This window comes from Paraburkholderia sp. J76 (assembly GCF_905220295.1).
GTDB lineage: Bacteria > Pseudomonadota > Gammaproteobacteria > Burkholderiales > Burkholderiaceae > Paraburkholderia.
Map to the genome: position 1 here is coordinate 135868 of NZ_CAJMZJ010000011.1, position 17298 is coordinate 153165.

Consider the following 17298-nt stretch of genomic DNA (forward strand, 5'->3'; position numbering starts at 1 on the left):
TCAGCCGACGGGAAGATCGGCGTGCGCCCAAAACGCCGCTGCCGCCGCAGGCACAAGGCCAACGGCGGCAGCGAACAACGACGTAATGAAACCTGCTCTCGCCGCGAATCCGGCGCACGGAGCCGGATTCGCAGCAGCAGGGATCAGCCGAGATCGACGGGCACGAAAATCTGTGCGTCGTCTCGCTGGATCAGGAGCGCAATGCTGTTGCCAGCTTTGGAAACCATCTGCTTGAGTTGATCGGCGTTCGTCACCGGGCGGCCATTCACGGCGAGAATCACGTCGCCGGGCTGAACACCCGCGTTTTCGGCCGCGCCGCCCGACTGCTCGACGAGCAGGCCGTGATCGAGCGAACCGTTGCTCTTTTCTTCCGGCGTGAGCGGGCGCACCGCGACGCCGAGGCGCCCCTGCATCTGCGCCTGCGGCCCATCGTTCGACGCCACCTTCGCGTCGCCCAGCGCGCCGATGGTCGCGGTGAGGTCCTTGGTGCTCTTGTCTCGCCACACCTGCACATCGGCCTTCGTGCCCGGTTTCATGCCCGCGATGAGCGACGGCAGATCGGACGAGTCGTCCACGGCCTGGCCGTTCACGGAGAGGATCACGTCGCCGGGCTTCAGGCCCGCCTTCGCAGCCGGACCGCTTGCGTCCACCGAACTCACCAGCGCGCCGCGCGGCTTGTCCATGCCGAACGAATTAGCGAGCGTCTGGTTCATCGACTGCACCGCGACGCCGAGGCGCCCGCGGCTCACATGGCCGGTCTTGACGAGTTCGTCCTTGACCTTGATCGCCTCGTTGATCGGGATTGCGAACGAAAGGCCCTGGAAGCCGCCTGTCTGCGAGTAGATCATCGAGTTGATGCCGATCACTTCGCCCTGCAGATTAAACAGCGGGCCGCCCGAATTGCCGGGGTTCACCGGTACGTCGGTCTGGATGAACGGCGTGTAGTTCTCGTCGGGCAGCGAGCGCGACTTCGCGCTGATGATGCCCGAGGTCACCGTATTGTCGAAGCCGTACGGCGAGCCGATCGCCACCACCCACTGGCCGACCTTGCTCTGGCGCGGGTCGCCGATCTTCACGGTCGGCAGGTCCTTCGCGTCGATCTTGAGCACGGCGACGTCCGACTGCTTGTCGGCGCCCACCACCTTCGCCTTGTATTCGCGCTTGTCGGTGAGCTTCACCGTCACGACGTTCGCTCCGTCCACGACGTGCGCGTTCGTGAGGATGTAGCCGTCCGGGCTGACGATGAAGCCCGAGCCGAGGCTCGCGCTCGGCTGGTCGGCTTGCGGACCGTTGTCGCCGCCGCCCATGCCGGGCGCGCCGCCGTAGAAATGCTTGAAGAACTGGTAGAACGGATCGCTCGGATCGATCGGCAGTTGCTGCGGGCCGCTGCCGCCGCTGCGCAGCGCCGTCTGCTTCACGACGTGCTTCGCGCTGATGTTGACCACCGCCGGCCCGTAGGTTTCCACGAGACCCGAGAAGTCGGGAATGCCGGTCTTGGCTGCGGCTTCGGCGGGCATCATGGCCGCGGCCTGCGCCTGCGAAATGACCTGCGGGGCAGGCATGTCCCGGTGCCCGGCTACGTAGCCCGCCGACAATGCGACGACCACGGCGGCTGCCACGGCACTGCGGGAAAGAACTTTTGTATTCATTGCGGACTCCTTGCGCGGGGTACTCATCTCGACGTACCGAAGAGTAAGCCGTGTCTCTTAAAGGAGTCTTAAGTACGCAGAAATCGCAATAATCGCGCAAACGCCCGCGCGACGGGCATTTGCGGGCGATGAACAATCAGAAGCGCACGTCCACAAGGAGGCCCCCGGCAGGCGAATCGCCGAGCGTGATGGTGGCGTCGTGCTGGTCCGCAATTCGCCGCACGATAGCGAGCCCAAGCCCCGTGCCGGCGATATCGGTGCGCGCGCGGTCCACGCCCGCGCCCACGCGATAAAAGCGATCGAACACGCGCGCGCGCTCCTGCGCGGGAATGCCCGGTCCGCTGTCTGCGATGCGCACGCGCGGATGCCCGTCGACGACGGCGAGGCTCACGTCCACGCGACCGCCCGCGGGCGTGTATTTGGTGGCGTTGTCGAGCAGATTGTTGAGCATGACGCGCAACGCGTCGGCGTCGCCGTGCACGCTCGCCGCCGCGCTTTCCTCGATGCCGAGATCCACGCCGCGCTGCTGCGCGAGCGGCGCATAGTTGAGCACGCAATCATCGAGCAGCGCATGCAGATCGACGTTCTGCGCGCGTGCGTGCGCGTCGGGCTCCGAGCGCGCGAGCGCGAGCAGTTGCTCGGCAAGACGCGTGGCGCGCGTGACACCCGCCTGTAGATCGGCCAGCGCTTCGCGGCGCGTTTCATCGTCCCTTGCGCGCGCAACGAGTTGCGCCTGAATCTGCACGGCCGCCAGCGGCGTGCGTAGCTCGTGCGCGGCGTCGGCGACGAAGGCCTTTTGCGTGTCGAGGGCCTGCGCGAGGCGTTCGAGCAGCGCGTTCAATGCATGCACGAGCGGCGTGACTTCGCGCGGCAGACGCTCTTCGGGCAACGGGTCGAGCGCTTCGGGATGACGCGTGTCGAGCGCGCGCGCGACGCGCGAGAGCGGCCTGAGCCCGCGCCCCACCACGATCCACACGGCCGCGCCGAGAAACGGCAGCACCACGATGAGCGGCCAGAGCGTGCGCAACGCGACGTTCGCGGCGAGCCGGTTGCGCACCGACACGGGCTGTGCGAGCTGCACGACATTGTCGCCGACGATCGCGCCATAGACGCGCCAGTCGCCGCGATCGGTGCGCTCCGTCGAAAAGCCGAGTTCCGCGCGCGGCGCGAGCGGCGCGCGCGGATGCGAGTAGTACATGAGCACGCCGTTGCGGTTCCAGATCTGCAGCACGATGCCTTCGTCGCCCGTGTCGCGCGAACTGAGAATCTCGTTGAACGGCTCGGAAGGCAGCGCCTCGGCGATTTCCTGCAACTGGTAGTCGAACAGCTCGTTGGCTTCGGCGAGCGCCTGGCGATAGATCAGCCAGCCCGCGAGCCCCACGCCCGCGACGACGAACGCGAGCAGCCAGAACAGCAGTTGTCGTCGGATGGAACTCATCGGCTAAACGGGTCTCCCGCGCGCTTCAGGCGTCTTTGGCGATCATGTAGCCGAGGCCGCGCACGTTGCGGATCAGATCGGCTCCGAGCTTTTTGCGCAGCGCGTGAATATAGACCTCGACGGTATTGCTGCCGATCTCCTCGCCCCAGCCGTACATCTTCTCTTCGAGCTGGGTTTTCGAAAGCACTGCGCCCGGCCGCGCGAGCAACGCTTCGAGCAGCGCGAATTCGCGCGCGGAAAGCGCGACGGGCGAGCCGTCCTGGGTCACCTGGTGCGAGGCGGGATCGAGCGTGATCGAGCCGTGGCGGATGGTCGAATCGCTGCGGCCCGCCTGACGGCGGATCAGCGCGCGCATGCGTGCGCCGAGTTCGTCGAGATCGAAGGGCTTGATGAGGTAGTCGTCCGCGCCGGCGTCCAGACCCTTCACGCGGTCGGCCACGGCGTCGCGCGCGGTGAGGATCAGCACGGGCAGCGCCGCGCCGCGCGCGCGCAATGTGCGCAGCACGTCGATGCCGTCGCGGCGCGGCAAACCGAGATCGAGCAGCATGAGATCGTAAGAATCCGCGCTCGCGGCCGAGAGGGCGGCGTCGCCGTCTTCAACCCAGTCGACCGCAAAGCCTTCGCCGCGCAGCGCCTTGCGCACGCCTTCGGCGATCATCCGGTCATCTTCGACTAGCAGTATGCGCATCGTAAAGTTGGCGAGGCGGCGAGACTGCGCCGCGCTGCGTAATGTATGGCGATGCGTGCATTCTAGCGCCTGAACAGCGGCGCGGCGCCGCCGCGGCGCGCGCCTGGCCGCGATGCAACGGCGCGCGTGGCGGCCGGTATTCGAACCACGCCGCACAATGTGCAACGTTTTCTCGCCTGCAATGCGCGCACGCGGCGCGAGGTCTTTACAATGTGCGCTTTTGCGGCGCGCGACGTCGCGATGCGCGCGCGCCGGCTTGCATGGCACGCTCAAACGAGCGCATCGCGCATGCATCACGACGCACACGCCGCCCCTAATTTTCGCGCCCGCGCGCGGCCCCGGCGAGTCTCCCTCTTTCCGTGCGCCACGTGCGGCCCATGTGTCGACCGGAGTTCGCTCCGATTCCGGTCCCGCCCCGCACTCGCCCGAATGCTTTTCATGCTGCCCGCTTCGCTGTCCCGCCTACGCTCCTTGTTCCGACTGCCTGCTTCGCATATCGACCGCGCGCCAGACCGTACGCATTTCGCCGCCACAGCGCGTCTTCCCAGGCCGCTCGCCCTCGCGTTGGCGTGCGCCACGCTCGCCGCCGCACCCACGGCGTACGCGCAGCCCGAAGGCGCGCGCGTGCCCACGGTCAACGTGACCACCGTGCTGCCGCCCACCGTGATGGCGGGACTGGAGCGCGCGCACGTGCCGCTTTCGTCGGTCAGCGTGGTCATCGAAAAGGTGGGCGACCGCCAGCCGAGCGTCGCGGTCAATGCCGGCCAGCCCATGATGCCCGCCTCGACGATGAAACTCGTCACGACGTGGAGCGGCCTCGCGATGCTCGGCCCCGACTTTCGCTGGAAAACGAGCGCTTATACCGACGGCGAAATCGATGCAAACGGCACGCTGCACGGCAATCTCTATATCAAGGGCACGGGCGATCCGAAGCTCGTGCCCGAAGAACTGATCGACCTCGTGCAGAAGATTCGCGCGGCAGGCGTCGCGCGCATCGACGGCGCGCTCGTGCTCGACAAGAGCGAGTTCGATCCGTCCACGCGCGACCTGCCCTCGTTCGACGGCGACGACAGCGCGCCCTACAACGTCGGCCCCGATCCGCTGATGTACGCGTTCAAGTCGGTCTCGTTCACGTTTTCGCCTTCGCGCGAGGGCGTATCGATCGACGTGGTGCCGCCCGTCGCGCAGTGGCAGATCGACAACCAGATCCGCGAGCGCGCCGGCGCGTGCGGCGGCATGCTGCCAAGCCCGCAGGTTTCGCCCGGCGGCAACGGCATCGTTACCGCGAGCTTCGCGGGCAGCTACGCCGCGCGCTGTGGCGAGCGCACGCTCAACATGGCCGCGCCCGTGGACCACAGCACGTTCTTCGCGGACGGCTTTCTCGCGCTTTGGCAACAAACCGGGCAGCAGTCGGGCGGCAGCCTCTTCGCGACGCCGGCGGGCGCGGTGCGCGAAGGCGTCGTGCCGCCGCGCGCGCGGCTTCTCGCCGTGCACCAGAGCCCGCCGCTCGCGGACGTCGTGCACGACATCAACAAGTTCAGCAACAACGTGATGGCGCGCAACCTGTTCCTCACGCTCGGCGCCGTCGAAGGCCGGCCGCCTTCGACCACGGCCAAGGCCGCCACGGCCGTCAACGCGTTCCTGCGGCGCAGCGGCCTGAACATGCCCGAACTCGTGCTCGACAACGGCTGCGGTCTCTCGCGCGAAGAGCACATCAGCGCGCTCTCGCTCGCGAATCTGTTGCAGAACGCGAATGCTAGCCCCGTCGCGCAGGTGTTCATCGACTCGATGCCGATCGTCGGCGTGGACGGCACCATGCGCAACCGCCTCACCAACGCGGGTGTGGAAGGCAACGCGCATATCAAGACGGGCACGCTGCGCGACGTGCGCGCCATCGCCGGTTACGTGGCGGCCGAGAACGGGGAAAGCTGGATCGTGGTGAGCCTCATCAACGATCCGCGCGCCGAGGCCGCGCGCGCCGCGCACGACGCGCTGCTCGAATGGGTCTACAAGGGCATGCCCGAAGAAAAGCCCGTGTACGTGGAGCCGCACCCGAAGCGCGCGGCCAGGGAACCGAAGGTGGCGAATGCCTCGCACAAGGCTGCGCCCAGGCGGCGCGGCGCGCATTGACGCCGCGGTTGTGCGAACACCGTTCGCAGGCCGGGCGAGGCGTGCGGGGCTCGAAGTTTTCCTCTAGCAAAGCGCCGCCCGACTTGGGCGCGAGGCGTGTACCCTGACGGGCAAAGGCCGTAGGCGTGTCACAATAATCTGTCAAACGCGTACGGTAATCGAGCCGCGCGACGCGAAGAACGCGCAACAACGCGGCCGAAAGACACGAGAAGATACGAGACTACAACCGCCGCGCTGACCACCAGCGCCGCCCACGGGACAAGGAGGACGACGTTCGTGCAGTTCGACGCGCAATGGCTGCTGCTCGCCCTCGCTCCCGTGTTTCTCGCCTGCATCGGCTGGGAAGCGTGGCATCTCTCCCGCACGCGGCCGCGCGCTGCATCGAACGATCCCCCCGACAGCGCCCGCTACGCGTGGCCCGATACGCTGTGCAACGCCGCGCTCGCGCTCATGCATCAGGGCGCCGACAAGCTTGCGTGGCTCGTTGCGATCCCCGTCTACGCCTATGTGTACCGGCACTTCCGGCTCGTTTCGTGGCAGCCGGGGCTCGTCGCGTGGTTCGCGCTTTTTATCGCGCAGGACCTGCTCTACTACGTGTTTCATCGCGCGAGCCATCGCGTGCGCTGGCTTTGGGCCGCGCACGTCGTCCACCATTCGTCGGAGCGCTTGAATCTTTCGACGGCGTTTCGTCAGAGCCTCATGTATCCCGTCGCGGGCATGTGGATCTTCTGGATTCCGCTCGCCATGCTCGGCTTCACGCCCGAGCAGATCGTCGCGATCGTGCTCGTCAATCTCGCGTTCCAGTTCTTCGTGCACACGCAGGCCGTCGGCGGGCTCGGCTGGCTCGAATACGTGTTCAACACGCCGTCGATGCATCGCGTCCATCACGCGCGCAACACACGCTATATCGATCGCAATTACGCCGGCGTGCTCGCGGTCTGGGATCGCCTGTTCGGCAGCTATGTCGTGGAAGACGCCAGCGACGCGCCCGATTACGGCATCGTCAAGCCGCTTGAATCGTCCAATCCGCTCAAGGCAACGTTTCACGAATGGCTCGCGATGGCGCGGGACTTCGCGCGCATGCCCGACTGGCGCTCGCGTCTCGCGGCGCTGTTCGCGCCGCCAGACTGGTGCGAGCGTCGTGACGCGCTGGGCATTGCAAGCTCGACATCGACGGGAACGCGCTATGGCGTGCCGGAAAACAACACCGAGGGTGAGTTGGGGTCGCGCAGTCGCTGAGAGATTGCGTAGTCTGTCGGCCTTGGTTGCGTGCAAGGTCCGCGAGCGACGACAACCCGGTGAGGATATCGACAACGGAGCAGCCGCTCGTGGCACCGTTGCGTGAGGAAGCAGATGAGCAGGCAGGCATGGCATCAAAGGCCACACACAGAGGAGATGAAGTGAATATGAAGCATCAAGGACCGAGACACCGTACGTTGTTGCGCGCCACCCAGATCGCTGCCGCGAGCGCCGCCTTTGCGCTGCTCGCCGCCTGCGGCGGCGGCAGCGGAGGGAACAACAATGCGAGCACGCCGCCGCCGTCGGGCGTCAACATGCAGGTGGTGGCGTTCGGCACGAGCCTCACCGACGCGGGCACGTATTCGGAGCAGATTCTGCCGGGCTTCGGCGGCGGCCGCTTCACGACCAACCCGGGCGAAGTCTGGGCGCAGCATGTGTCCGAGTACTTCGGCAACACGCTTTCGCCGGCCTTCGAAGGCGGCTTCGGTCTGCCGCTCACGGCAACGGGCGGGCTCGACTACGCGCAGGGCGGCGCCCTCGTGACGGGCGGCGGCGTTGCGAATACCAGCGCCGTGATTCCCGCTGCGAGCGAGCAGCCGGTCGACTGGCAGGTTCAGCAGTATGTGGCCCAGCACGGCAGCTTCAACGCGAATCAGCTCGTGCTGGTTGAAGGCGGCGCGAACGAAATCCTGAACCTGCTGGACGTGCCCGCGAACGGCAGCCCGACGAATCTCGGATTGTTCGGCGCCGCGCTCGTCGCGAACAATTTCACGGCCGCCGTGAATGCGAACGGCCCCACCGCCGTCGCGACGCTGATGCAGGAAGGCTTCACGCAAGCGCAGGCCACGGCGCTCGCGCCCGCGGCGGTCGCGCTGCAACTGGTGCAACTGAATCCGTCGGCTTTCGCGTCGATCATCCCCGTCATCACGGCGGCGAAGACGTTGGGCGGGATCGTCCATTCGGAGATCGTCCCCGGCAATCCGAAGATCGCTGTCGTCACGGTTCCCGACATCGGCAAAACGCCCGCGGCGCTGAAGGCCGATGCAGCCGTCGGCGCGACGCCCGGCTCCGCGACCTCGGCCGACCAGGCGCTCTCGCTTATTTCGGCGATGTACAACCTGACGCTGATCCAGGCGACGGCGGCCGACGTGCAAGCGAAGAAGGTCGTGGTGGTCGATACGTTCTCTTGGCTCGACCAGTCGATCCAGAACGCGGCAAGTCTCGGCTTCACCGTGACGAACACGGACACGGCCTGCAACCTCACGGCAATGACGAACAGCGCGACCAACTACGCGATCGCCAACCCGCAGGCCACGCTCGGGCTGAATCCGGCGACGACGCCGCAAGCCACCATCAACGCCTACGCGCAGGTGTACGGCCAGAACTTCGGCAGCTCGCTGTTCTGCTCGCCGCAAACGCTGACGACGCCCAACGCGCCCACGACCTACATGTTCGCGGATCTCGTGCACCCGACCACGGCGCTGCACTCGCAATTCGCGACGTACGTCGAAAAGCAGCTCGCGGCTGCGGGCATCGGCAAGGCGCCGTGATAACGCGCGTTTGAGTCTTGCGCACCGGATTTTCCGGTGCACAAAAAAACACCCCGCGGACCGTGAGGTTCGTGGGGTGTTTGTCATTTCTGCCGGACTGGCTTCGTGTTCACGTCCCCGCCGATTCCGCCTCTGGCCATAACCGTGGAAAAAGCCAGCGAAACAGCGATATCGGCAACGCTAGCTGTACGGGACCGCGCGGGCTCGGTGAGTCGAGAACTCCGATCTTGAAAAGGTCTGCGAGCAGGCGGTCCGCGGTGCGGGCGGCGAGTCCAGTCATTGCCTTGAACCGCGCGCGCTCCATGGATTCGACCGTACCGAGCATGGCGAGCGGCAACGCGGCCTCAGTCCGCAGATAGCGCGTATCCGGCGTTTGCGCGAGCGCAGCGAGCATTTGCGTCAACCGGTTTTCGAATGCGCCCAGGTCGAGCATGCCTTGCATAAAACCGATCTGGTCGAGGCAGACCTCCAAGAAATACTCGATAAAGCGCACGAGGCCCGCTTCCGTCAGATTGCCTCGCCCGTCGAGATCGCCCTGGCGAGGCTGATCGGCTTCGGCAAGCGCGGCGTAATACTGAGGCTGCGAGCGGGCAAATCCGCGCATGGGCGACCAGATGCCATGCGTCAGTCCGAGCGCGGCAAGGCCGATATGACTATGGAGCCTGGCCACCCGCCCGTTGCCATCGAGAAAGGGATGAATCCAGGCAAGCCGGTGATGCGCGGCGGCCAATGCAATGACGGCAGTTTCGCCCGCCCGGGCGTGCCGATAGCCTGCATGCCATGCGTCCATGAACGCGGGAATCGAGACAGGATCGGGGGGAATATGGCGTCCCACCTGAACGCCCTGCGTGCGCCATTCACCGGCAATCACACGGGAAACGCTGCCCTCGTCGTCGCTTTGCCGCAAATCGTCGGGGTGCAACTGTTCGTGCAAATGGCGATGAATGTCGCGCACGGTCCTCGCGCTAAAGAACAGGCTGGAATCGAACAAAGGCCACGCTGCCTCGCTCCAGCGCTCCGTTTCGATATGCGCGATCGCAATACGCTGGCGACGCGCTTCGTCCGGCTTGCTGGAAAAGTCGCGCTGCAAGGCCTGCTCGATGAGCAATGGCTCGGTATGCTGCCCTTCGATCTTGTTCGTGTAATAGGAGTTCATTGGCCGCAGGGCCTCGCGCAGAGCGGCGCGAAGCTGTGGCATGCCGTGCGATGCTAGCGCGCCGGCCCCTGCAATGAGTTGAGCCGCGAGGGGGCGCAACGTATCCAGCCGATGCTCGCCGGGCAGGAGCGGCTGCATCTGATGAGGATTTTCGTAGGGGTAGCGGCGTGCAATCTGTGTCATGAATCCGGCGCCCGAAACGCGGCATATGGCGCGTTTCGTGGCGACTAATCAGGCGACTATCGGACTCGCATTCTATCTGAAATTTTTCTTTATTTACAATCAGATAGCTAAAATTTGGCGAGAAAACCGGCGCCTACGGTGGCGACTATCTTGGCGGCAACGGCCGGCCCTACACCCCTACTGCTGCGCCTCGAACGCCGCCGCCGCCCGCCCCAACCGGTCATTGACCGCGATCCACTCGACCGTATCCGGCAGCTTTTCAATGAGAATGCGCGCGACATTCGCGCGGTCGAGCGCGCGCAGCAAGCCATACAGCTCGCGCGCATATTCCTGCGGCTCTTCCGGCGCGGCGACGAAATGCACGCCCTGAGCCTGCGCCCAGGCGCGCGCACGCGAGGCGCGCGCCACCAGCGCCACGGTTTCGCCGGCATCGCGCGCCGCCGCGAGCAAGGGCTCCAGCGCTTCGAACGGCAGCAGCGCGAGCGGCGTGCGCGGCGCATAGTGCGCCTTGAGCGTGCCCGAGGCGCGCGGAGCCGTGGCATCGGAACCGTCGGGCAGACGCGGCGCCTCGCCCAGCACGCGCGCGATATCCTGCGGCGTCACATGGCCGGGCCGCAGCAGCGCGGGAAAACCACGCGAGAGATCGAGAATCGTCGATTCGATCCCGACGTCGCATGCGCCCCCATCGAGTACATGCACCGCCTGACCGAATTCGTCGCGCACGTGTTGCGCCGTAGTCGGGCTCACGTGGCCGAAGCGGTTCGCCGATGGCGCCGCCACGCCGCCGTGTCCGCCGCGACGCGCCGAAAACGCCGCCAGCAGCTTCTGCGCGACCGGATGCGACGGGCAGCGCAGCCCCACCGAATCCTGGCCGCCGCTCACGGCGTCGGGAATGCGTTGATGGCGCTTGACGATCAGCGTGAGCGGGCCGGGCCAAAAGGCATCGACGAGCTTCTGCGCCGCCTGCGGCCACTCCGCCGCCCAGTACTGCGGATCGCCGCCGGGCGGCAGGTGCACGATGACGGGATGGTTCGCCGGCCGCCCCTTCGCCGCGTAGATACGCGCCACGGCTTCGGGCGAAGCCGCATCGCCGCCGAGGCCATAGACGGTCTCCGTCGGGAATGCGACCAGCTCGCCCGCGTCGAGCAGCGCGGCGGCGTGCTCGATATCGGCGGCGGTCGGATGCGGCGCGTTCTGCTGATCGGACATGATGCGGTCCAACCTCAGCTCGTGGCGATGTGCAGCAGGCGCGCGCAGTCGCGTGCGGCCGTGCGCGCTTCGTCGAGCGTCGGCGCGGTGAAATTCACGTGGCCCATCTTGCGGCCCGGACGCGCTTCTTCCTTGCCATACAGATGCAGCCGCGCGGCCGGCATCGCGGCCACCTGGTCCCACGGCGGCGTCACGGGCGCGGCGCCCTTTTGCGGCTTCGCCTCGCCCGCGCCGCAGGGGAACCACACGTCGCCGAGAATGTTGAGCATCACGGCCGGCGAGTGCTGGCGCGTGTCGCCAAGCGGCATCGCCGTCATCGCGCGCACCTGCTGCTCGAACTGGCTCGTGGCGCATGCATCGGTCGTATAGTGGCCCGAGTTGTGCGGGCGCGGCGCCATTTCGTTGGCGACGAGCGAGCCGTCTTCGAGGATAAAGAATTCCACGCACAGCACGCCCACATAGCCGAGCTTCGCCGCGATCTGGATCGCGGCCTGCTGCGCCTGCTGAACGAGCGCCGGGCTCGCGTCGGGCGCGGGCACGATGGTGTGCGAGAGCACGCCGTTGCGGTGCGTGTTCTGCGCGAGCGGGTAGACCACGGCCGCGCCGTTCGCGCCGCGCGCGATCAGCGCGCTCACTTCGAATTTGAGCGGCAGGCGCTTTTCCAGCACGCAAGGCACGCCGCCGAGCGACGCATGCGCCTCGCGCACCTCCTCGGCGTTCGACACGCGAATCTGGCCTTTGCCGTCGTAGCCCATGCGCGCGGTCTTGAGAATGCCCGGCAGCACGGCGGCGAGCGCCTTGTCGTCGATACTGGCCAGCGCCTGCGACGACTCGATCACCACGTGCGGCGCGACCGGCACGCCGGCGGCCGCGATAAAGCGCTTCTCGGCGATGCGGTCCTGGGCCACGGCCACGCAACGCCCGGCCGGGCTCACGAAGGTCGACTTCGCGAGCGTGTCGAGGCTCGCGGCGGGCACGTTCTCGAACTCGGTCGAGATGGCCGCGCACAGGCGCGCGAGTTCGGTGAGCGCGGCTTCGTCGTCGTACGCGGCGCAGATGTGGCGGTCGGCCACGGTGCCCGCGGGGCTCGTGGCGTCGGGATCGAGCACGGCGACACGATAGCCCATCGCCTGCGCGGCAAAGCAGAACATGCGGCCAAGCTGGCCGCCACCCACCATACCCAGCCAGGCGCCGGGCAGGATCGGTGAAACAGGAGAATTGTCAGGAGTCATCTTCGTGGTCGGCCGCGGGATGGCCGCGGCGCGTGGGGATGATCAAAGCGAAACGATCAAAGCGCGGGCAGCGCCATGGCGTGCGCCGCTTCGTTCTGGCGCACGCGGAAGGCCGCGAGCTTGTTCGCGTATTCGGTGTCGGTCACGCTCAGGATCGCGACGGCGAAGAGCGCCGCATTAGCCGCGCCGGCCTCGCCGATGGCGAAGGTCGCGACCGGCACGCCCTTGGGCATCTGCACGATCGAATGGAGCGAATCCACGCCCTTCAAATACTTGCTCGCCACCGGCACGCCGAGCACGGGCACCGTGGTCTTGGCCGCGAGCATGCCGGGCAGGTGCGCCGCGCCGCCCGCGCCCGCGATGATCGCGCGCAGGCCGCGCTCGCGCGCTTTTTCCGCGTACTCGAACATCTCGTCGGGCATGCGGTGCGCCGACACCACCCTGGCCTCGTACGCGACGCCGAACTCCTGCAGGATCGCGACCGCGTGCTTCATCGTGTCCCAGTCGGAGCTGGAGCCCATCAAAACGCCGACGAGCGGCGCCGCATGCTGGTGAGCCGTCTGAACTTCGCTCATTGTGCTTCCTTCATCCCTCTTTCGCTTTTCTTTAAGCGAGCTTTTGACCCGTGAGACGCTCGAGCGCCTCCTGATACTTCGCCGACGTCTTCGAGACCACTTCATCGGGCAGCTTCGGCGCGGGCGGCTCTTTCTTCCAGTCCTGGTTTTCGAGCCAGTCGCGCACGAACTGCTTGTCGAACGAAGGCGGGTTCGAGCCCACCTGATACTGGTCGGCCGGCCAGAAACGCGACGAGTCGGCGGTAAGCGCCTCGTCCATCAAATAAAGCTGGCCGTGGTTGTCGAGGCCGAATTCGAACTTCGTGTCGGCGATGATGATGCCGCGCGTGGCCGCGTAGTCGGCGGCTTCCTTGTACAGCTTGATCGAGATTTCCTTGATGGTGCGCGAGAGTTCCGTGCCGATGCGGCGCTCCATCTCCTCGTACGTGATGTTCTCGTCGTGGTGGCCCATTTCGGCCTTCGCCGCGGGCGTGAAGATCGGCTCGGGCAGCTTCTGCGCGTTTTGCAGGCCCGGCGGCAGTTCGACGCCGCACACCGCGCCGGTAGCCTGGTAGTCTTTCCAGCCGCTGCCGGCCAGATAGCCGCGCACCACGGCTTCCACGAGAATCGGTTCGAGGCGCTTCACCACGACCGCGCGGCCCTTGACCTGCTCGACTTCGTCGGCGGCGACCACGGTTTCCGGCGCGACGCCCGTGAGGTGGTTCGGCACCACGTGCTTGAGCTTCTCGAACCAGAAGTCGGCCATCTGGTTGAGGACCTCGCCCTTGCGCGGAATCGGCTCGCCCATGATGACATCGAACGCCGACAGACGGTCGGTGGTGACGATCAGCAGCTTGTCGTTGCCCACGGCATAGTTGTCGCGGACCTTGCCGCGGCCGAGAAGCGGCAGCGAGCGGAGCGTGGATTCGTAGAGGGTAGACATCGTCGTGATTCGCTAAAAGGACTATCGAAACGGAGGGGGGTTCGGTTCGGAACCGCGGTGGCAACCGCGCGGCGGAAAACCGTAAAACCGAAGGTATTGCGAGGGTAAACCAAAAACCGGCAAATTTCCCGGAAAAGCCCATCGCCGTTCCCCCAAACAGGCGGAAACGGCGATGTTTTTTACTACGTCGGGCGCGGGGGAACGAATCCGCCGCGCCGCGCGCTCAAGGCACGCTTAGCGGACGATCTGCGCGAGTTCGCCCGACTTGTACTTCTCGGCGATCTTGTCGAGCGACACCGGCTTGATCTTGCCGGCCTGGCCTTCGCAGCCGAACGCGAGGAAGCGGTCGAGGCACACCTTCTTCGCGGCTTCGCGGGCCGGCTTCAGGTAGTCGCGCGGGTCGAACTTCGCCGGGTTTTGATACATATAGCGACGGATCGCGCCCGTGATCGCGAGGCGCAGGTCGGTGTCGATATTGATCTTGCGCACGCCGTGACGGATGCCTTCCTGGATCTCCTCCACCGGCACGCCGTACGTTTCCTTCATGTCGCCGCCGAATTCGCGGATCTCGGCCAGCAGTTCCTGCGGCACCGACGACGAACCGTGCATCACGAGGTGCGTGTTCGGAATGCGCGCGTGGATTTCCTTGATGCGCTGGATCGACAGAATGTCGCCCGTGGGCTTCTTGGAGAACTTGTACGCGCCGTGCGAGGTGCCGATGGCGATGGCGAGCGCGTCGCACTGCGTGAGTTTCACGAAGTCGGCGGCCTGCTCCGGGTCCGTCAGAAGCTGCTCGCGCGTCATGGTGCCTTCGGCGCCGTGACCGTCTTCCTTGTCGCCCTTCATCGTTTCCAGCGAACCGAGCACGCCCAGTTCCGCCTCCACCGTCACGCCGATCGAGTGCGCCATTTCGACAACTTTACGCGAGACTTCGACGTTGTAGTCGTACGATGCAACCGTTTTGCCGTCGGCTTCAAGCGAACCGTCCATCATCACGCTGGTGAAACCGCTGCGGATCGCCGCCATGCAAACTGCCGGCGACTGGCCGTGATCCTGGTGCATCACGACGGGAATATGCGGATACGACTCGACCGCGGCTTCGATCAGGTGGCGCAGGAACGGCTCGCCCGCGTACTTACGCGCGCCGGCCGATGCCTGCATGATCACCGGCGAACCGACCTGGTTCGCTGCTTCCATGATCGCCTGAACCTGTTCCAGGTTGTTCACGTTGAACGCGGGCAGGCCATAACCGTGTTCAGCCGCGTGGTCGAGCAGTTGACGCATTGATACGAGAGGCATTGTTGCTACTCCTTTGATTTGAAACGAATTTCTTCTGCCGCCGACTGTCTTGCGCAGCCGGTCGAGGGCGGCCTGGCAGCCGCCTTCCGCGTGACCTGACGCGGATTCGATGGGGTGATTTTATCGCGAAGCGGCTCCCTTCCCGGCGCCTGGCACGTAACTGGCATGAAATTGGCGTATCGGAACGTCAAAACCGCGAGAAGGTGCAAAAAGAGTTGACAGCCTGCACGCCGTTGCTACGGCGTACAGGCTGCAATTACGGGGAAAAGTGGCCTAAATAGCCCTGAACTGGCGCCGATCTGATACCAATGTGATACCAATGTGAACCAGGTGGTCAGCCCGGACGCCAGTGCGGAATTTATTTTCGGGAGCGATCCCAAAAATAAGGCGAAAAATCGCCGCGAAGTCGCGAAGTTAAAGCCCGGTTACAGCACCGGGTTACAGCACGTCGCCCACGCGCACGATCTTCAGCGTGTTCGTGCCACCCGGCTGCCCCATCGGCTCGCCCACCGTGAGCACGACCATGTCGCCGCGCGATGCATAGCCCTTGCTCACCACCACTTCGATGGCTTGCTGGAGCGCCGTGTCGCGGTCGCTGCTGGTGTCCAGATGCAGCGGCGTGACATTGCGGTAGAGCGACATCGCGCGCTCGCTGCCCGCGCGCGGCGTGAGCGCGAAGATCGGCACATGCGTCCAGTGCCGCGACATCCACAGCGCGGTCGAGCCCGACTCCGTGAGCGCGACGATCGCCTTTGCGCCCAGATGGTAGGCCGTGAACAGCGCGCCCATGGCGATCGACTGGTCGATGCGCGTGAAGGTGCGGTCGAGGAAGTCCTTGTCCAGTTCGGAGTGCTCGGACTTTTCGGCTTCGAGACAGATCGCGGCCATCGCCTCGATCGTCTGCACGGGGTATTTGCCCGCCGCCGATTCGGCCGAAAGCATCACGGCGTCGGTGCCGTCGAGCACGGCGTTGGCGACATCCGAGACTTCGGCGCGCGTGGGCACCGGCGCGTGAATCATCGACTCCATCATCTGCGTGGCCGTGATGACGAGCTTGTTCGACTCGCGCGCCATGCGGATCATGCGCTTTTGCAGCGCCGGCACCGCGGCGTTGCCCACTTCCACGGCCAGGTCGCCGCGCGCGACCATGATGCCGTCCGACGAGTCGAGAATTTCCTGCAGCGCCGGAATCGCTTCGGCGCGCTCGATCTTCGCGATCATCTTCGGCTTGATGCCGTAGGGCGCGCCCGCGATGTTCGCGAGCTGGCGCGCCATTTCCATGTCGGTGGCGTTTTTCGGAAACGACACGGCCACGAAGTCCGCGCCGAGCGACATGGCCGTGCGGATGTCTTCCATGTCCTTGGCGGTCAGCGCGGGCGCCGTGAGGCCGCCGCCCTGGCGGTTGATGCCCTTGTTGTTCGACAGGTCGCCGCCCACGCGCACGACCGTGTGAATCTCGCTGCCGATCACGCGCTCGACGTCGAGCACGATCAGGCCGTCGTTGAGCAGCAGCACGTCGGCGGGCTTCAGGTCGCGCGGGAGGTCTTTATAGTCGAGACCGACGCGCTCGTCGTTGCCGAGTTCGCATTCGGCGTCGAGGATGAACGGCTGGCCCGGCTCAAGCGTCGTCTTGCCGTTCTCGAATTTGCCGACGCGAATCTTCGGGCCTTGCAGGTCGGCCATGATCGCGACTTCGCGGCCAGCCTGGCGGGCGCAGTCCCGCACCATTTCGGCACGCTGACGGTGGTCGTCGGCGGTGCCATGCGAGAAGTTGAGGCGCACCACGTCCAGTCCCGCGCGGATCATTTTCTGCAGGATGTCCGGCGTGCTGGAAGCCGGACCGATGGTGGCGACAATCTTGGTGGCGCGATGCATGAGTCTCCTCGTCTGGATAGGATCGCTGGGAAAACCGTTGCTGCGAGAAGTGCTGGCCGGCTGCGCCGCGGATGCGGATGCGGATGCGCCGGAACGCGCACCGGGTGTACCCGGCGTCGCTTTCTTGGAGGGCGCCGCCTGACTCACATGAGC

At 65.9% G+C, this 17298-nt stretch carries 13 protein-coding genes; 3 read left to right on the forward strand and 10 right to left on the reverse strand.

Features of this window, described 5'->3' with window-relative positions; genetic code table 11:
* Positions 1-143: 143 nt before the first annotated feature.
* The 3 genes from U5768_RS21345 to U5768_RS21355 all read right to left on the reverse strand — a co-directional run bounded on the left by U5768_RS21345 (position 144) and on the right by U5768_RS21355 (position 3775).
* The gene (locus U5768_RS21345) at positions 144-1649 is read right to left on the reverse strand and encodes a DegQ family serine endoprotease (protein WP_322032382.1); all 1506 of its coding nucleotides are present in this window, start codon (positions 1647-1649) and stop codon (positions 144-146) included.
* Positions 1650-1785: 136 nt separating this feature from the next.
* Complete coding sequence (locus U5768_RS21350; RefSeq protein WP_322032383.1) at positions 1786-3087, reverse strand: ATP-binding protein; 1302 nt, start codon at positions 3085-3087, stop codon at positions 1786-1788.
* Positions 3088-3112: 25 nt separating this feature from the next.
* Complete coding sequence (locus tag U5768_RS21355; RefSeq protein WP_322032384.1) at positions 3113-3775, reverse strand: response regulator; 663 nt, start codon at positions 3773-3775, stop codon at positions 3113-3115.
* 429 nt (positions 3776-4204) lie between these two features.
* Between U5768_RS21355 and dacB the strand changes: the two genes are divergently transcribed.
* From dacB to U5768_RS21370, 3 genes are all read left to right on the forward strand, one after another.
* Entirely contained in the window at positions 4205-5905 is a 1701-nt protein-coding gene (gene dacB, locus U5768_RS21360) for a D-alanyl-D-alanine carboxypeptidase/D-alanyl-D-alanine-endopeptidase (protein WP_415913953.1), read from the forward strand.
* A 276-nt stretch (positions 5906-6181) separates the two neighbouring features.
* Positions 6182-7144 carry a sterol desaturase family protein gene (locus tag U5768_RS21365; protein WP_322032386.1) on the forward strand — a complete coding sequence of 321 codons (963 nt, stop codon included), beginning with the start codon at positions 6182-6184 and terminating at the stop codon, positions 7142-7144.
* Positions 7145-7311: 167 nt separating this feature from the next.
* Entirely contained in the window at positions 7312-8694 is a 1383-nt protein-coding gene (locus U5768_RS21370; RefSeq protein WP_322032387.1) for an SGNH/GDSL hydrolase family protein, read from the forward strand.
* A gap of 109 nt (positions 8695-8803) precedes the next feature.
* Here the strand turns inward: U5768_RS21370 and U5768_RS21375 are convergent, their stop codons facing one another.
* The 7 genes from U5768_RS21375 to pyk all read right to left on the reverse strand — a co-directional run bounded on the left by U5768_RS21375 (position 8804) and on the right by pyk (position 17145).
* Positions 8804-10033 (reverse strand): Fic family protein, encoded by a 1230-nt coding sequence (locus tag U5768_RS21375; RefSeq protein ID WP_322032388.1) that lies wholly within the window; start codon positions 10031-10033, stop codon positions 8804-8806.
* A gap of 177 nt (positions 10034-10210) precedes the next feature.
* On the reverse strand, positions 10211-11242 hold the full coding sequence (locus U5768_RS21380; protein WP_322032389.1) for an L-threonylcarbamoyladenylate synthase: 1032 nt from the start codon (positions 11240-11242) through the stop codon (positions 10211-10213).
* Between the two features lie 14 nt (positions 11243-11256).
* Positions 11257-12474 carry a 5-(carboxyamino)imidazole ribonucleotide synthase gene (locus U5768_RS21385; RefSeq protein WP_322032390.1) on the reverse strand — a complete coding sequence of 406 codons (1218 nt, stop codon included), beginning with the start codon at positions 12472-12474 and terminating at the stop codon, positions 11257-11259.
* 56 nt (positions 12475-12530) lie between these two features.
* The gene (gene purE / locus U5768_RS21390) at positions 12531-13049 is read right to left on the reverse strand and encodes a 5-(carboxyamino)imidazole ribonucleotide mutase (RefSeq protein ID WP_322032391.1); all 519 of its coding nucleotides are present in this window, start codon (positions 13047-13049) and stop codon (positions 12531-12533) included.
* A gap of 31 nt (positions 13050-13080) precedes the next feature.
* A complete protein-coding gene (locus U5768_RS21395) occupies positions 13081-13971 on the reverse strand; it encodes a phosphoribosylaminoimidazolesuccinocarboxamide synthase (RefSeq protein WP_322032392.1) in 891 nt (296 codons plus the stop codon).
* 234 nt (positions 13972-14205) lie between these two features.
* Positions 14206-15270: a class II fructose-bisphosphate aldolase gene (fba, locus tag U5768_RS21400; protein ID WP_322032393.1), complete on the reverse strand. Its 1065-nt coding sequence runs from the start codon at positions 15268-15270 to the stop codon at positions 14206-14208.
* Between the two features lie 438 nt (positions 15271-15708).
* The gene (pyk, locus tag U5768_RS21405; RefSeq protein ID WP_322032394.1) at positions 15709-17145 is read right to left on the reverse strand and encodes a pyruvate kinase; all 1437 of its coding nucleotides are present in this window, start codon (positions 17143-17145) and stop codon (positions 15709-15711) included.
* Between the last annotated feature and the right edge of the window lie 153 nt (positions 17146-17298).